Annotated in this window: 14 protein-coding genes; 12 read left to right on the plus strand and 2 right to left on the minus strand. The window is 63.4% G+C overall.

The genetic code is table 11. The annotated features are described in order from the left end of the window. Positions 1-40 precede the first annotated feature (40 nt). From BW989_RS01870 to BW989_RS01880, 3 genes are read left to right on the plus strand one after another with little or no spacing between them, the layout of a single operon-like run. On the plus strand, positions 41-1,150 hold the full coding sequence (locus BW989_RS01870) for a phytase (RefSeq protein WP_129582797.1): 1,110 nt from the start codon (positions 41-43) through the stop codon (positions 1,148-1,150). A 31-nt stretch (positions 1,151-1,181) separates the two neighbouring features. Next, positions 1,182-2,561: a purple acid phosphatase family protein gene (locus tag BW989_RS01875; RefSeq protein ID WP_076584793.1), complete on the plus strand. Its 1,380-nt coding sequence runs from the start codon at positions 1,182-1,184 to the stop codon at positions 2,559-2,561. Between the two features lie 2 nt (positions 2,562-2,563). Further along, positions 2,564-3,190 (plus strand): inorganic diphosphatase, encoded by a 627-nt coding sequence (locus BW989_RS01880; protein WP_242651217.1) that lies wholly within the window; start codon positions 2,564-2,566, stop codon positions 3,188-3,190. Positions 3,191-3,260: 70 nt separating this feature from the next. Here BW989_RS01880 and BW989_RS01885 read toward each other — a convergent pair whose 3' ends face one another. Further along, on the minus strand, positions 3,261-4,748 hold the full coding sequence (locus BW989_RS01885; protein WP_076584794.1) for an aminotransferase class III-fold pyridoxal phosphate-dependent enzyme: 1,488 nt from the start codon (positions 4,746-4,748) through the stop codon (positions 3,261-3,263). Positions 4,749-4,875: 127 nt separating this feature from the next. On the opposite strand from BW989_RS01885, the gene BW989_RS01890 reads away from it, so the two are divergent. From BW989_RS01890 to secF, 6 genes are all read left to right on the plus strand, one after another. Beyond that, a complete protein-coding gene (locus BW989_RS01890) occupies positions 4,876-5,307 on the plus strand; it encodes an Lrp/AsnC family transcriptional regulator (protein WP_076584795.1) in 432 nt (143 codons plus the stop codon). 54 nt (positions 5,308-5,361) lie between these two features. Next, entirely contained in the window at positions 5,362-6,396 is a 1,035-nt protein-coding gene (queA, locus tag BW989_RS01895; RefSeq protein ID WP_076584796.1) for a tRNA preQ1(34) S-adenosylmethionine ribosyltransferase-isomerase QueA, read from the plus strand. A gap of 163 nt (positions 6,397-6,559) precedes the next feature. Further along, positions 6,560-7,696, plus strand: a complete 1,137-nt coding sequence (gene tgt, locus BW989_RS01900; protein ID WP_076584797.1) for a tRNA guanosine(34) transglycosylase Tgt — start codon at positions 6,560-6,562, stop codon at positions 7,694-7,696. 75 nt (positions 7,697-7,771) lie between these two features. Continuing rightward, on the plus strand, positions 7,772-8,113 hold the full coding sequence (gene yajC, locus BW989_RS01905) for a preprotein translocase subunit YajC (RefSeq protein WP_076584798.1): 342 nt from the start codon (positions 7,772-7,774) through the stop codon (positions 8,111-8,113). A gap of 52 nt (positions 8,114-8,165) precedes the next feature. After that, the gene (secD, locus tag BW989_RS01910) at positions 8,166-10,040 is read left to right on the plus strand and encodes a protein translocase subunit SecD (RefSeq protein ID WP_076585274.1); all 1,875 of its coding nucleotides are present in this window, start codon (positions 8,166-8,168) and stop codon (positions 10,038-10,040) included. A 13-nt stretch (positions 10,041-10,053) separates the two neighbouring features. Further along, entirely contained in the window at positions 10,054-11,055 is a 1,002-nt protein-coding gene (secF, locus tag BW989_RS01915; protein WP_076584799.1) for a protein translocase subunit SecF, read from the plus strand. A gap of 69 nt (positions 11,056-11,124) precedes the next feature. On the opposite strand, the gene BW989_RS01920 is transcribed toward secF, so the two are convergent. Continuing rightward, positions 11,125-11,946: an inositol monophosphatase family protein gene (locus tag BW989_RS01920; protein ID WP_076584800.1), complete on the minus strand. Its 822-nt coding sequence runs from the start codon at positions 11,944-11,946 to the stop codon at positions 11,125-11,127. Between the two features lie 72 nt (positions 11,947-12,018). On the opposite strand from BW989_RS01920, the gene BW989_RS01925 reads away from it, so the two are divergent. From BW989_RS01925 to BW989_RS01935, 3 genes are all read left to right on the plus strand, one after another. Beyond that, on the plus strand, positions 12,019-12,792 hold the full coding sequence (locus BW989_RS01925) for an RNA methyltransferase (RefSeq protein WP_076584801.1): 774 nt from the start codon (positions 12,019-12,021) through the stop codon (positions 12,790-12,792). 98 nt (positions 12,793-12,890) lie between these two features. Continuing rightward, positions 12,891-13,769: a phosphate/phosphite/phosphonate ABC transporter substrate-binding protein gene (locus BW989_RS01930; RefSeq protein WP_076584802.1), complete on the plus strand. Its 879-nt coding sequence runs from the start codon at positions 12,891-12,893 to the stop codon at positions 13,767-13,769. Then, the gene (locus BW989_RS01935) at positions 13,769-15,904 is read left to right on the plus strand and encodes a putative bifunctional diguanylate cyclase/phosphodiesterase (protein ID WP_076585276.1); all 2,136 of its coding nucleotides are present in this window, start codon (positions 13,769-13,771) and stop codon (positions 15,902-15,904) included. The genes BW989_RS01930 and BW989_RS01935 overlap by 1 nt, the downstream gene beginning before the upstream one ends. The last annotated feature ends 2 nt before the right edge of the window (positions 15,905-15,906 follow it).

Below are 15,906 nucleotides of genomic sequence, written 5' to 3' on the forward strand. Positions count from 1 at the left end.
ATGCGCGAGCGCGGGGGAATACGTGAAACCACATTGCATGATGCTGCTTACGATGGTGCTGGCCGCCGGTTGCGCCACGCTGCCGCCGCCCGCCGCCACGCCCGATGCACGCGAGCCGGATGAGCATGTCGAAAAGGATCCGCTGCTGTCCGAAGCCGGCGTCGCGCATGTCGTGGTGCCGGAAGCCTTCTTCACCGCGTCCACGCCGGACGAAAACATCGATTCCCCCGCCAGCTGGCGCACGCCGCAGGGCCAGCGCTGGCTGATCGGCACCGCCAAGGCGACCCATCGCCTGGTCATCTATGACGGTGATACCGGCAAGACGCTGCGCACCGTGTCCGGTCCCGGTACGGCGCTGGGCCGGATGCAGCGGCCGAACGGCATCTCGGTGATCGACGACCTGGTGCTGGTGGTGGAGCGCGACAACCAGCGCGTGCAGGTCTTCCAGTTGCCGGACTTCAAGCCGCTGCTGGTGTTCGGTGCGGCCGATCTCAGGCAGCCCTACGGCCTGTGGGTCCGCAGGCAGGCGGGTGGCTATGAAGTGATCGTCAGCGACAACTACATGTCGGCGCAGGACGAGGACGTGCCGCCGCCGCTGGCGGAACTCGGCCAGCGTTTCAAGCGCTATGCGCTGCAGCGCGAAGGCAAGGGCTGGCAGGCGCGATTGACCGGCGCGTTCGGTGACACGGGCGAGGCGGGCGCGATCCGCATCGCGGAATCGGTGTTCGGCGATGTGGCGCACGATCGCCTGCTGCTGTCGGAAGAAGACGTGGCGACCGGTACCCGCCTGCGCGAATACGGGATGGATGGCCGCTATCGGGGTCGCGACATCGGCGCATCGCTGTTCAAGGCGCAGGCCGAAGGCATGGCGCTGTTCACCTGCGCGGATGGCAGCGGCTACTGGATCGCCACCGACCAGTTCAAGGACCGCAGCCTGTTCCATGTGTTCGACCGGGTGACGCTGGCGCATCGCGGCGCTTTCGCCGGCAAGCGCACCGCGAATACCGATGGCGTCTGGCTGGACCAGAGCGTCGACGCGCGTTTCCCGCAGGGCGTGTTCTACGCGGTGGACGACGACCAGGCCGTGGCCGCGTTCGACTGGCGCGACATCGCCAAGGCGCTTTCGCTCGAAGGCTGCGGGGCGCGTTGACACCATGCATCGACACGATTGGACCGCCGCGATGAGAAAGGGTGGATGGACGGTGCTGGCCGCATTCGCGCTGGTGATGGCTCCGGCCTTCACGCAATCGCCCGGCGAGAACGAACCCAACCTCGCGGTGCGTGCGGGCTCCACGCGCTATGTCGCCAGCGCGATGCCCGACCGCATCATCGCCAGCCCCGCGCAGGATGCATCCAGCGGCTTCGCGGTGAACTGGCGCACCAATGACCGCGTGCAGTCGCCGGTCATCGAAATCCGCATCGCCACCGATTCGCCGGATGTCGGCGAGCCGCGCCGCATCACCGCCGTCACGCGGGCGTGGCAGGCGAGCAATGGCGGCGTGCATGTGCATCGCGCGGACATCGATGGCCTGGCGCCGGACACGCTCTACATGTTCCGCGTGCAGGGCGAGGGCAGTTGGAGCGGCTGGCGCCAGTTGCGCACCGCCGCCGCGACCGGCGAGCCGCTGACCGTGCTGTTTTTCGGTGACACGCAGAACAAGAACCTGAGCCATGTCAGCCGGGTGACGCGCGAAGCCATGCGCCACGCGCCGGACGCCACGCTCGCGCTTTATGCCGGAGATCTGGTCGCCGAAGCGGTGGACGACAACGAGTGGGGCGAGTGGTTCGAAGCCGCCGGCGACCTGCCCGACGTGATGCTGGTCGCGCCGGCCATCGGCAACCACGAATACCGCGAGGAGTTCGAGGACACGCCGCAGGAGCGTCGCGTGCTCGGCGAGTCGTGGATGCAGGCTTTCGCGCTGCCCCGCAACGGTGCGGAAGGCGAGCACGCGCGGGCCACGACGTACTGGTTCGATGCGCAGGGCGTCCGCTTCGTGGTGCTGGATGGCACCTCGGCGCTCGACCTCGGCACACTGCAGGCGCAGACGCGCTGGATGGATCGCGTGCTGGCGCGGAACCCGCATCCGTGGTCGATCGTGCTGGTTCACCAGCCGATGTATTCGCCGCGCGGTCGCGGCGCCAGTGAACGCCTGCGCGCGGCCTGGGTGCCGGTGATGGAGAAGCACGGCGTGGACCTGGTGCTGCAGGGCCATGACCATACCTACGGACGGCGCGCCGGCGACACGCGTGGCAAGGCGCTGCCGCAGTTCGTGGTGAGCGTGGCCGGGCCCAAGCAGTACCGCCTCTCGGATGAGGCCAAGCGCGAGATGGCGCCGACCGCCGAAGACACCCAGTTGTTCCAGGTGTTGCGCATCGACAACCAGCGCATGCGTTACCAGGCGCGCACGGTGACCGGTCGCCTGTATGACGATGTCGAGATCGTGCGCGATGCACAGGGCCGCAAGCAGCTGCGCGAGATCCGCGAAGGCCGCATCGCCGAACGCGATTGCACGCATCGCGATGCCACGCTCGGTGGCCGCAGCGACCGGTGCTGGGAATGAGGATGACGCCACGCGCGGCGATGATGCGTCGCCTCGCCATCGTCATCGCGTGTGGCCTCGCGCTGCCGTTGGCCGCATTCGCCGCGCCGCCCGCGTGGGTGCATCCGTTCGCCATCGCGCAAGTGGAGAACGCGCCGGCCGAGGCCTTGCTGGTGGTGGAGATTCCCGCCGGCGGCTTCACCAAGTACGAGATGGGCGAAGACGGCCTGTTGCACGTCGACCGCTTCATCGCGATGCCGATGGCGTATCCGGCCAATTACGGCTCGATGCCGGGCACGCTCGCCGGCGATGGCGACCCACTGGATGCGCTGGTGCTCACCCGTGCGCCGTTGTATCCGGGCAGCGTGATCCGCTTCCGGCCACTGGGCGTGCTGCGCATGGTCGATGGTGGCGAGGCCGACGAGAAGATCATCGGCGTGCCGGTGGATGAGGTCGATGCCAGCTATGCCGGCATGCGCGAACTGAAAGATTTGTCGGCGCAGGAAATCGAGCGCATCGAGGCCTTCTTCCGCGTCTACAAGCAGCTGCCGCGCGGTGGCAAGACCGTGCAGCTCAACGGCTGGGGCGATGCCGCCGAAGCCCGTGCGGTCATTGATGCCGCGATGAAGCGCTACCCGGCGAAGCCCTGAGCCGAAGCCACATCGCGCACGAAAAAACGCCCCGCATGCGGGGCGTTTCTGTTTCCGTGGCGAAGGGCGATCAGGCCGCCTGTTCGACCCGCGGGCCTTCCTGCAGCGCGCGCTTGACCATCGACACCAGCAGGTCCAGTTCGGCTTCGTCCATAGCGAAGTGCGGGGTGAAGCGCAGCGAGTTCTCGCCGCCGTGGATTACGCCGATGCCCTGTTCGCGCATCCATTCCTCGGTGCTGCCGGTGCCGTAGCCCTTGAAGCCCGGCGCCAGCTCGCAGGAGAACAGCAGGCCGGTGCCCTGGACCTTGGTGATCATGCCGCCGAGTTCGGCCTTCAACGCTTCCAGCTTCTGCAAGGCCTGCGTGCCACGGTCGCGGATGTTGGCGCGCAGCGCGGGCGTGAGCTGGCCGAGCACGGTGATCGCGACATCCAGTGCGCGCGGGTTGGCGGTCATAGTGTTGCCGTACAGGCCGCGCTTGTAGATGGCGGCGGCGGATTCGATGACGGCGACCACCGACAGCGGGTACTGGCCGGCGTTGAGCGCCTTGGAGTAGGTCTCCAGATCCGGCGCGGCGATGCCCTCGAAACCGGGGTAGTCGACAATGGAGAGATAGCCGGTCGCGCGCAGGCCGGCCTGGATCGAATCGACCAGCAGCAGGGCGCCATGCGCACGGGTGAGTTCGCGGGCGGCGTCGTAGAACGCGCGCGGCACGCTGCGGCCCGGATCGCCTTCGCCCATCACCGGCTCCAGGAACATCGCTTCGATGAACCAGCCGTTGGCCTCGGCATCGGCAAAGGCCTTCTCCAGCGCGGCCACGTCGTACGGCGGCACGGTGATCACCGAATCCTCGTCACGGAAGCTGGCCAGGTACTGCACGTAGTTCTTGCGGCTGGAATCCGAATACAGCGCCGGGCGCTCGGTGCGGCCGTGGAAGGCGCCCTTCACGACCAGACGCTTAATGCTGCGGCCGGCGTGGCGTGCGCCCGGATCGGTCATGGTCTTGGCATTGGCATCGACGATACGCGAAGCCAGCGACACCGATTCGGAGCCCGAATTGAGGCACATGAAGTGGGTGTACGGGCAGCCGCCGATGGTCTGGCCGATTTCCTTGCGCATCGCGCGATCAAACTTCAGCTGCGCGATGTTCGGGGTCATGATGTTCGCCATGACTTGCGGCTTGGCCATCGCTTCGAGCACGGCTTCGGGCGTGTGGCCGAGACCGAGCATCCCGTAGCCGCCGGAGTCGTGCAGCACCGCGCCCTTGAGCGTGACCACCCACGGCCCGCGCGCGGCCAGCGCGACATACGGGTTGACCGTGTCGGCCGAATAGAAATTGACGAAGCCGGCCTGGATCTTCTCCGCCTGCGCGGCCTCGTCCAGGTCGAGCAGTTCGGGGAATTCGCGGGCGATGACCGCGTACTCGGCGGCGGCGGCCTGCACGGCTTCCACCAGCGGCGGATGGGTGGCGGCGAAGCGGGCGAGGGTGGCGTCATCCAAGCCGGTGGTGCGGGCGTGGCCGTGGGCGCGCAGCGGCGCCAGGGTGTCGAGCAGGGTCATGTGCGGCTCCCCAAGGGTGGCAGTCATAGGCAATCCTCCATTATCTGCATTGGTTCGTCGAAAGGCAGCCATTAAACAGACGAAATATCTGATAATTTCGTCGAATCGACGAAACCGGGGCGCGCTCATGCGGATCACCACTGCCGATCAGCAATTGCTCAGCCTGCTGCGCGAGAACGCCCGTGCCTCGACGGCCGAGATCGCGCGGCGGCTCAGGCTTTCGCGCACCACTGTGCAAAGCCGCATCGACCGGCTGGAACGCGATGGCGTGATCGCCGGGTACACGGTGCAGGTAAGCGAGGCAGCCGAACGCGGCCATATCCGCGCCTATATATCGGTGACGGTGATGCCGCGACAGATGCCGTCGGTGGTTGAGGAGTTGCAGGCGATGCCCGAGGTTCGCGCACTGCATTCGGTCAGTGGCCCATCGGACCTGATGGCGGTAGGCGTGGTGCCGACGGTCGAGGCGATGGACGAACTGACTGATCGCATCGGCATGGTAGATGGTGTCGAGCGCACGACCTCCTCCATCGTGCTTTCCACCAAGTTTGACCGTTAAGCCGGGCGCTGGCCCCCTGCGTAAAATGCGCGCTTGTTGTCCTGATCGACTGTCTTGAAGAAATCCGACTTCCATTTCGATTTGCCGCCCGAGCTCATCGCGCAGGCACCGTTGCCCGAGCGTTCGGCCAGCCGTCTCTTGGTTGTGCCGCCAGGCAACGCGCCGTTTGAAGATCGCGGTATCCGTGATTTGCCATCGCTTCTACGTGAAGGCGACTTGCTGATCTTCAACGACACGCGGGTGATTCCGGCGCGTTTGTTCGGTAACAAGGCGACGGGTGGTCGCGTCGAAATCCTGATCGAACGTTTGCTGCCAGACAACGAGGCGCGTGCGCAGATCGGTGCAAGCAAGACGCCGAAACCCGGTAGCCGCATCACGCTGGATGCAGGTGGCGAGGTGGAAGTGATGGGGCGTGATGACGCGTTCCATCAGCTGCGTTTCCATGTCGATGCGCCGCTGGAAAAATGGTTGGTCGATGCGGGACGCCTGCCATTGCCGCCCTACATCGAGCGTGCGCCCGATGCCGCCGACAGCGAGCGCTACCAGACCGTCTTCGCGCGTCATACGGGCGCAGTGGCCGCGCCGACCGCGGGCCTGCATTTCGATGAGGCTTTGCTCGACGAGTTGCGCGCAGGCGGCATTGAGTTCGGCCATGTGACATTGCATGTCGGCGCGGGCACGTTCCAACCGATGCGGGTAGAGAGCGTGTACGAACACGTGATGCACAGCGAATGGCTGAACGTGGGCGCGGAGCTGGTGCAGCAGGTGCGGCGCACGCGCGAGCGTGGCGGGCGCGTGATCGCTGTCGGTACGACCGTGGTGCGTGCGCTGGAAAGCGCGATGCGCGAGGGCGCGTTGCAGCCGTTCGCTGGCGAGACGCAGATTTTCATCTTTCCCGGCTACCGCATCCAAAGCGTGGATGCGATGGTCACCAATTTCCATTTGCCGGAGAGCACGCTGTTGATGCTGGTGTCGGCGTTCGTCGGGCGCGAGCGGATTCTTGCCGCGTACCAATATGCGGTGGCGCAGCGCTACCGCTTCTTCAGTTATGGGGATGCGATGTTGTTGTTTTCGAAGGACGCAGGATGAGCAGAGGGTTCGATTCGTCACCACATACCGGGCAGCTAGCCCGGAATGCTTTCCGGCGCAGGCAAACATCCCTGTTTGATGCGCCGGCGCGCGCCATTCATGGCGCGCTCGCAGCATCCCATGTTGGCTGCGCGGTGTGTCCTCATTTCTCCGGGCTCCTTGCATGAGCCGCATGTCCTTTGAACTGCTGGCCACCGACGGTGCCGCGCGTCGCGGTCGGCTCACTTTCCCGCGCGGCACGGTGGAAACGCCGGCCTTCATGCCGGTCGGCACTTATGGGTCCGTTAAAGGTGTCTTCCCCGAGCAAATTCGCGACCTTGGCGCGGAAATCATCCTCGGCAACACCTTCCACCTGTATCTGCGTCCCGGCCTCGACGTGATCGAAGCGCACGGCGGCCTGCATGGCTTCGGCAAATGGAACGGACCCATCCTCACCGACTCGGGCGGCTTCCAAGTGTTCTCGCTGGCCAAACGGCGAAAGATCACCGAAGAAGGCGTCACCTTTGCCGCGCCAACCGATGGAAGCAAGGTGTTCATCGGTCCTGAGGAATCCATGCATATCCAAAAAGTGCTGGGCAGCGACATCGTCATGATTTTTGACGAATGCCCACCTGTGCAAATTGATGGCAAGCCGGTAGATGTTGGGGTGGTCGCACGGTCAATGGAGCTCAGCCTGCGTTGGGCCGAGCGCAGCAAGCGCGCGCACGAGGGCAACGATGCGGCGCTGTTCGGCATCGTGCAGGGCGGCGTGCACCACGACTTGCGCAGTCGTTCGGCCGAAGGGCTGAAGGAAATCGGGTTTGATGGTTATGCGATTGGCGGCTTGGCCGTAGGTGAAACCGAAGCCGAGCGCAACGCGATGCTTGATCACACCACGCCGCAGTTGCCGGACGACCATCCGCGCTATCTGATGGGTGTTGGTCGTCCGGAAGATTTGGTGGAAGCAGTTGCACGCGGCGTCGACATGTTCGATTGCGTGATGCCGACCCGCAATGCGCGCAACGGCCACTTCTTCACCGCTGATGGCACGGTGCGCATTCGCAACGCCAAGTACGAGCATGACCTCGGGGTGATCGAGGAGGGCTGCGACTGCTATGCCTGTGCCAACGGATTCAGCCGGGCCTACATCCGCCATCTCGACCGTTGCAACGAGATGCTGGCGCCGATGCTGGGCACCCTGCACAACCTGCGGCACTACCAACGCCTGATGGCCGGAATGCGCGAAGCTATCGCGGCGGGCCGGTTCACGGACTTCAGGGCGGATTTTTACGCGGCGCGCGGGGCAAATCCACCTAATTGACGCGCCAAGGCCTTGGAAACCGGGGAAGTCGGCCACATGGCATAATTCCACGTTGATTTTTGATCGGATGGAAAGATGAACCCTCTCGACCTGTTGATTCCGGCCGCCTACGCGCAGGCAGCCGCCCCCGCACCGCAAGGTGGTGGTCTGGGCATGATGCTGATGCCGTTGATCCTGATCGCGGTGATGTACTTCCTGATGATCCGCCCGCAGATGAAGCGTGCCAAAGAGCATCGTTCGATGCTGGAAGCGCTGAGCCGCGGCGATGAAGTCCTCACCAACGGTGGCCTGGCGGGCGTAGTCACCGACATCGGCGACAACTTCGTCACCATCGAGGTTGCCGACAACGTGCGCGTGCGCGTGCAGAAGTCCGCCGTTGGTAACGTGCTGCCTAAGGGTTCGCTGAAAGCCTCCTGATCCATTCCACTCCTAGCGCGTGGCCCTTGCACGGGTCACGCGGGTGATCGCCATGCTTGAGTTTCCGCGCTGGAAATACATCGTCATCCTGTTGGTGCTGTTGGTCAGCACTATTTACTCGCTGCCCAATCTGTATCCGAAGGATCCTTCTGTGCAGGTCACTGCCAATCGCGGTGCTGCCACGGGCATCACCTTGAAGCAGAAGGTCGAGGCTGGTGTCGCTGCCTCGGGCCTGAAGCCCAAGGCGATTGAGATGGAGAAGGACGACACCGTGATGGTGCGGCTGTCCTCGCCCGACCAGCAAACCCAGTTGCAGGACACACTGCGTGGCACCTTGGGGCAGGATTATTCGGTGGCGCTGAACTTGTTGCCGACGGTGCCGAAGTGGCTGGAAAGCATTGGTGCGCAACCGATGTCGCTGGGCCTGGACTTGCAGGGCGGCATCAGCTTCCTGATGCAGGTCGAGCAGAACGAAGCGATCCAGAAGCGCATGGAGGCCTATGCCGAGAACATGCGCGGCATCCTGCGTGATGCACGCATCCAGTACCGTTCGGTGGACGTGCGCCCGGACCACAGCGTGGCGATCTCGTTCCAGCCGGGCGTGAATGCCGATGATGCCCAAGCAGCCCTGATCAAGGGCTTGGGGTCGCCGGCTGCAGGTGGCCCCGGATTCACTTGGTCGGTCAGCAACGGCAACCTTAGTGCCCGCCTGTCAGACGCCGAGGTCAACAAGATCGCGGTCGACGCCGTGGACCAGAACCGTACCGTCATCGCTGAGCGTATCAACGCGTTGGGTGTGGCTGAGCCGGTGCTGCAGCGTCAAGGCGCGGACCGTTTGGTGATCCAGCTACCGGGCTTGCAGGACACCGCTGAAGCCAAGCGCCAGATTGGTGCTACCGCGACATTGGAATTCCGCGCAGTGACCGGTGATGAAGCCGCCGCTGCAGCAGCAAAAGCCAGTGGCCAGGTGCCGCCGGATTCGCGCATCTACAACATGCAGGAGGGTGGCCAGATCCTGCTTTCCAAGCGCGTACTGGTCTCGGGCGATCAACTGCTTTCCGCGGTGCCCGGTGTCGATCCGCAATCCGGTTCGCCCGACGTGAGCATCACGCTGAATGCTGCCGGCGGCAAACGTATGCTGGACCACACGCTTGAAAACGTGGGCAAGCGTCTGGGCATCGTCTACATCGAACGCATCCCGACCGTGACGATGGTGGATGGCAAGGAAGTGCAGGGCTCGCGCGTGGAAGAACGCGTGATCAGTGCCTCCACCATCCAAGGTGTGTTCGGCAACCAGTTCCACACCACCGGCCTGTCTTCGGAAGAGGCGCAGAGCCTGTCCAAGCAGCTGAAATCCGGTGCTTTGGCAGCACCGATGTTCTTCGCTGATCAGCGCACCATCGGTCCGAGCCTGGGTAAGGAGAACGTCGAGCGCGGCACCAAGGCGGTCGCCTTTGCGTTTCTGTTTACGCTCGCTTTTTTCTTGATCTACTACCGCATGTTCGGCGTGGTCACCAGCTTGGCCTTGCTGATGAACTTGTTGATGGTGGTCGCAGTGTTGTCGCTGTTTGGCGCGACGATGACATTGCCCGGCTTCGCCGGTTTGGCATTGACGGTTGCGATGTCGGTGGATGCCAACGTCTTGATCAACGAACGAATACGTGAAGAGTTGCGAGCGGGCATGCCGCCCAAGGCCGCGATCGCGACCGGTTACGACAAGGCATCGGGCACCATCTTCGACGCCAACATGACTGCACTCTTGGCGGGTATCGCCCTGTACGCCTTCGGCACCGGCCCACTGAAGGGCTTCGCGCTGACGATGGTCGTCGGCATCCTTACCTCGGTATTCACGGCCGTTACCGTGTCACGCGCACTTGCCACGCTGATTTACGGCGGCCGCAAGAAGCTGAAGTCGATCGCGATCTGAGGAAGCACACGACATGAAGATTTTTCCGCTGACCCTGATCCCGAACGACACCAAGATCGACTTCATGCGCTTGCGCATTGTGTCGCTCTTTGTCGCCATCCTCATCGCCCTGGCGGCTGTGGGTGCCATCGCCACCAAGGGCTTCAACTTCGCACTGGATTTCACCGGCGGCGTAGGCGTGGAGTTGCACTTCAACACCCCGCCCGGCGTGGACGCTGTGCGTGATCGCTTGACTGCCGCCGGCTTCGAAAGCGCACAGGTGCAGACCTACGGCACCGGCAGCGACTTGCTGATCCGCCTGCAGGACAACGGCGAACATGCCGCGCAGACCGGCAACGTAGGCGGCGCGCAGCAAAGCGGCGAAGCGGCCGCGGCGGGCATTGCCCAGCAGATCGCCAAGGCAGCCTCCACGCCGGACAACCAGGCCGAAGTACGCAGCAGCTCGGTGATCAGTGCACAGGTGGGCCGTGATCTGGCCAAGAATGCCGCGATGGCGATGGCCTTCGTGATCATCGGCTTCATGGCCTACATCGCGTTCCGCTTCGAATGGAAGTTCGCGGTGGCCGCCATCCTGACCACTCTGCACGACGTCTTGGTGGTGGCGGGTTTCTTCGCTTTCACCCAGCGTGAGTTCGACTTGACGTTGATGGCGGGTTTGCTGACGGTGATGGGCTTCTCGATCAACGACACCATCGTGGTGTTCGACCGTGTGCGCGAGAACTTCCGCACCATGCGCGCCGACCCGTTGACCGTGCTCAACACCTCCATCAACCAGACGCTCTCGCGCACGATCATCACCTCGTTCGTCGCGTTCCTGACCGGCCTCGCGCTCTACATCTACGGTGGTGGTTCGCTGGAAGGCATGGCGATGTCGCAGATGCTGGGCATCGTGATCGGCACGCTTTCGTCGATCTTTGTCGCCTGCACCTTGCTGACCTATGGTCCGCTCAAGGTGACCAAGCAGGACTTGTTGCCGAAGGCGCGTGACGAGGCGGCGCTGGCACGCCGTCCCTGATCGGCAGGCAACCTGGCAAAAGAAAAGGCCCGCATCTGCGGGCCTTTTTCATGGCGTCTATCTCAAGGCTTAGACGCGGAAGGTTGCCGCATAACCGCTGTCCACCACGACTTTTTGCAGCGCTTCGGCCACGCGCACATTGCCGGCGATGAGGAAGCGGCTGTCGATGCCACGTGCATCCATCGGTTTGGTCGGCGCGCCCTTCTGGTCGCAGACCTTGCCGCCTGCCTCGCGCACCATCAGCACGCCGGCGGCGATATCCCACGGTTTCACGCCGCCTTCGTAATAGGCATCCAGCCGGCCTGCGGCGACATAGGCGAGATCAAGCGCGGCCGATCCGGCGCGGCGAATGTCCTCGGCCTGCGTCATCAGCTGACGGGTGCATTCCAGCTGCGCGCCCAGACGCTCACGCTCGCGAGGATGGAAGCCCGTGCCGATCAGCGCGCCTTCCAGCGTCTTGCGCTCGGCCACGCGGATGCGCTTGTCGTTGAGCACTGCGCCGTAGCCCTTGCTGGCGGTGAACAGCTCATTGCGGATCGGGTCGAAGATGACGCCGTGGACCGGCTCGCCATTCTCGACCAACGCGATCGACACGCACCAGTGAGGCAGGCCGCGTAGGTAATTGCTGGTGCCATCCAGCGGGTCGATGACCCAGGTGCTGCGGCCCTTGCCCTGCAGGCCGCCTTCCTCTCCCAGAATGGCGTAGTCGGGTGCGGCGCGGCGCAGTTCGCGCACGGCGGCTTCTTCGGCCTGCGAATCGACTTCGCTGGCGTAATCCTGGCGACCCTTTTCGACCACGTTGAGGGCGTCCAGACGGCTGAGGTTGCGCAAGAGCACGTTGCCGGCGGAACGGGCCGCCTTGACCATGAGGGTGACTGCAGGTTTCTGCATGGGGAGCCGCCTGGATTGAGTAAAGAACGAAGTCCGGCCTCGAAACCGGGCGCGCAGTTTAACATTCGCAGGATGAGCCATGTCCCTGTTTCAATCGCCGACCGCATCCGCATCGTCCTGGTCGGTACCCAGCATCCCGGCAACTTGGGGTCTGCTGCCCGCGCCATGCGCACGATGGGCTTGACCCGGATGGTGCTGGTGGCCCCGGAGAAGGCGCCCAATCTCGACACCACTTCAATGGCCGCCGGCGCAGAGGCGCTGGTCTTCGATGCCCCAGTCTTCCCCACACTGGAAGATGCGGTAGCCGATTGTCGGCTGGTGCTGGGTTGCACGGCCCGCAGCCGAAGAATCGCTTTGGAGGAGCTGTCACCACGCGATGCCGCCGCGCGCGCAGTCAAAGCCGCGACGGCCCAGGGCGATGTCGCCTTGGTATTCGGGCGCGAGCGCACGGGCCTGGACAACCACGAATTACAGCTCTGCCATGCTGCTGTGCACATCCCGTCTGACCCCGAGTTCAGTTCGCTGAACCTGGCTGCAGCGGTGCAGGTGTTGGCTTACGAGGCCCGGGTGGCATTGTTGGATGCTGCCGAACGCCCGGTTATGCCGGTCGACGAGCCCATTGAGCCACCGGCCTCCCATGCGGAGTTGGAGGGCTTCTTCACCCAATTGTCAGACACCTTGGAAGCCATCGATTTCCACAAGGGGCGCACGCCCGAGTCCGCGGAGCGTAAATTGCGGCGCATCTTTCTCCGCGCCGAGATGAATGCACGGGAGGTGCGCCTGATGCGCGGTGTATTAGCAGATGCGCAACGCATGGCTCGGCTGGCGAACGAGCCCGGCCCGTGAGCCTGTGCGCAGCCCCGGGCTTTCCGGTAGTCTGCGAGCTGCTTCCCGCCCGTAATTGAGCGTCCGTGTCCGGATTGTTCCGCGCTTCAGCGTTGTGCATGCTGATGTACTTGATGCCCCCGGTGGCGCAAGCCGACGCGGACACGTTGGTGCTTGGCCAGATCAGTGACGATCCGAAATCCCACTACCAACGTCTCAAGCCCCTGCTCGATTACGTGGTGCCGCGCATGAAGGATGTCGGCATCACGCAAGGCCGCATTCTGATGGCGAAAAACGACCGCCAGATGGCCAGTTACCTGCGTAGCGGTCGTGTTGATTGGGTGACCGAAACCGCGGCCAGCGGCATCCTGTTGCGCCAGCGCGCGAGCGCCGTGCCCTTGCTGCGCACGGACCGTAGCGGCGCGTCCAGTTACGCGGCCATGTTTTTCGTGCGGCGCGATAGCAAGATCAATTCTTTGACCGATTTGCGCGGCGGCAGCATCGCCTTCCAGAACCCGGCCTCGACCAGCGCGTATTACGTCCCGGCTTACGAATTGCTTTCGCGAGGCATGCGCCTCGAAATCCTTATATCGCCGATGGATCGCCCGAATGATGACGCGGTCGGATACGTGTTCGCGCGCACCGAGCGTAACATCGCGACCTGGGTCGTGAAGGGTTTGGTCGATGTCGGCGTGATGAGCGACCTGGATTGGCGTGACCCGGCACGTGTGCCGCTGAACTACCGCCAGGAGCTACGCCCGCTGCATGTGAGTGCGCAATTCCCGCGCGCGATGGAGCTGGTGAGCCAGAAGATGAAGCCGGCGGTGCGCGAACGTTTGAAGCAAGTGCTGTTGGATGCGGAAGATGACCCGGCCGCAAACAAGGCGCTGGAGGCATTTTTCGGCACAACGGGATTCGAACCCATCGATGCGCAAATGCGTCGTGAGCTTGACTACATCGACGCCGCAGTGACGCGGGTGCGGAAGGACGTCGAGTGATGCGTTTGCCGCGGCTGGGTGTGCAGGGCCAACTATTGGTGATGCTTGCCATCTTGCTGAGTGCCGTGGCCTTGTTGGTTGCACTGTTGATGCAACGCCAAGCGCAGATGCATAGCGAGGTTACGGAGTTCAGTCGGACCGCGATGCAGCAGATGATTCAGGAGCGCGTGCGCAACCGTGCACAGAGCCGCATCGTGCAACTGAGTGAAGCGCTCACCAATCCGGTCTACTACTTTGATCTGGAGAACATCGGCGATCTCGCCAATAGCGCCAAGCGTGAGCCGGACGTGGAATACGTCCTGGTCTATGACCTTGAAGGGCGCGTTCTGCATGATGGCAGTGGGGAAATATCGACCTATGGCCAGCTGATGCAGGATCCGCTGGCGGCCAAGGCCGTGGCCGCCAAGGACAGCATCATCCAGTTGACGCCCAGAGTGCTTGATGTTGCTGCGCCGATCCGCGTTGGTGACCAGCAGTTGGGTGGTGTGCGCATCGGATACTCGCTTGCATCCGCTCGTGACACCGAAGCGCGCAGCATTGCTGAATTGGATCGGAAAGTCGGTGAGGTTGCCAGCCGCAACCGCCTGCCAATCTACATCCTGGTCGGCTTGATGATGTTGCTTGCAGTGGCAAGCGCGCTGGCCGTGCAGCGTCGTTTGGTTGGGCCGATCCTGCGTTTGTCGCGCTATGCACAGGAAATCGAAGCCGGCCATTACGACATCGACGTGCAAGGTTCACGTCGCACCGATGAGGTGGGTGAGCTTGAGCGTGCGTTTGCCAGGATGAGCTCCAGCGTGCGCGCGCATGACAGCGAAATTCGTGAGATCGCCTTCACCGATGCGTTGACGCGATTGCCAAATCGTCGTGATTTCCGCGAGCGCCTCGACCAGCGTTTGCAAACCCAGGGCGAGGATGATGCCTTGGCTTTGTTGTTCATCGACTTGGACGACTTCAAGCGGGTCAATGACACCCTGGGACACGAGACGGGCGACCGGGTATTGGTGGAAGTCTCCAGCCGTATCCGCAAATTGGTCGCGCAGAACGATTTGCGAAATGCGGAGTTGTCCCGTTTCGGTGGCGATGAGTTCGTGATCCTGGTGGAGTCGCGCGAAGCGGGTGTGCGTGGCGTCTCAAGCACCGCGGCCAAGTTGGCGCAATCGTTGGTGACGGAATTGGCCAAGCCGATTCAGATCGACGAAAGCGAGCATGTCTTTTTGGGCGCATCAATCGGTATTACCTTGTTCCCGAGTGATGCAGCGAGTGCGGTTACGCTGATCAAGAACGGTGACATCGCCATGTACCAGGCGAAGACGGCCGGCAAGCATTGTTATCGCTTTTATCACCCCAGCATGGAGCAGGTGGTCGAGCGCCGCGTGCGGATGGAAAAGGAGCTCCGCACGGCGTGGGAGCGCGATGAGCTGACGATGTACTACCAGCCTGTGTTCCGCATGAGCGATCGTCAGATCGTCGGTGCAGAGGCGCTGCTGCGCTGGCAGCATCCCGAATACGGCGTGGTCGCGCCTTCGGTGTTCATTGCGGTGGCCGAGGAAACCGGCCTGATCGAGCAGCTCGGCCCGCACGTGATTCGCAAGGCCTGTATCGACGCGATGCGTTGGCGCGCTGTGGCGCCCAAGTACACGGATCTGTTTGTGTCGGTGAACTTGTCGGTGCGCCAGTTGCGCGATGCCTGGTTGCCCGAGCAAGTCGGCGAGATCCTCAAATCCACCGGGATGTCACCGGAAGGTTTGCATCTTGAGTTGACGGAAACCGTGGTGCTGGATGATGCGATCGACAGTCGCGGCCTGATGCGTCGTCTGCGCGATGCCGGCGTCAAGCTATGGCTGGATGACTTCGGTACCGGGTTCTCGGGGCTCAGTCATTTGCGTCGATTGCCGGTGGATGGTGTCAAGATCGATCGCACCTTCGTCTCCGACATCTTGCATGATGCCGATGACCGTGCACTGACGCGCGCGATCATCGGCATGGCGCAATCGCTCGGCATCGTGGTGATCGCCGAAGGCATCGAAGAGCAAGGTCAATACGAATTGCTGCGCGAAACCGGATGCGACCTCGGCCAAGGCTATTTGTTGGGCAAGCCGATGGACCAGCAATCCTTCCTCAAACTATTGCGCTGATC

The sequence above is a fragment of the Solilutibacter tolerans genome (assembly GCF_900155935.1).
Taxonomy (GTDB): Bacteria; Pseudomonadota; Gammaproteobacteria; order Xanthomonadales; family Xanthomonadaceae; genus Solilutibacter; species Solilutibacter tolerans.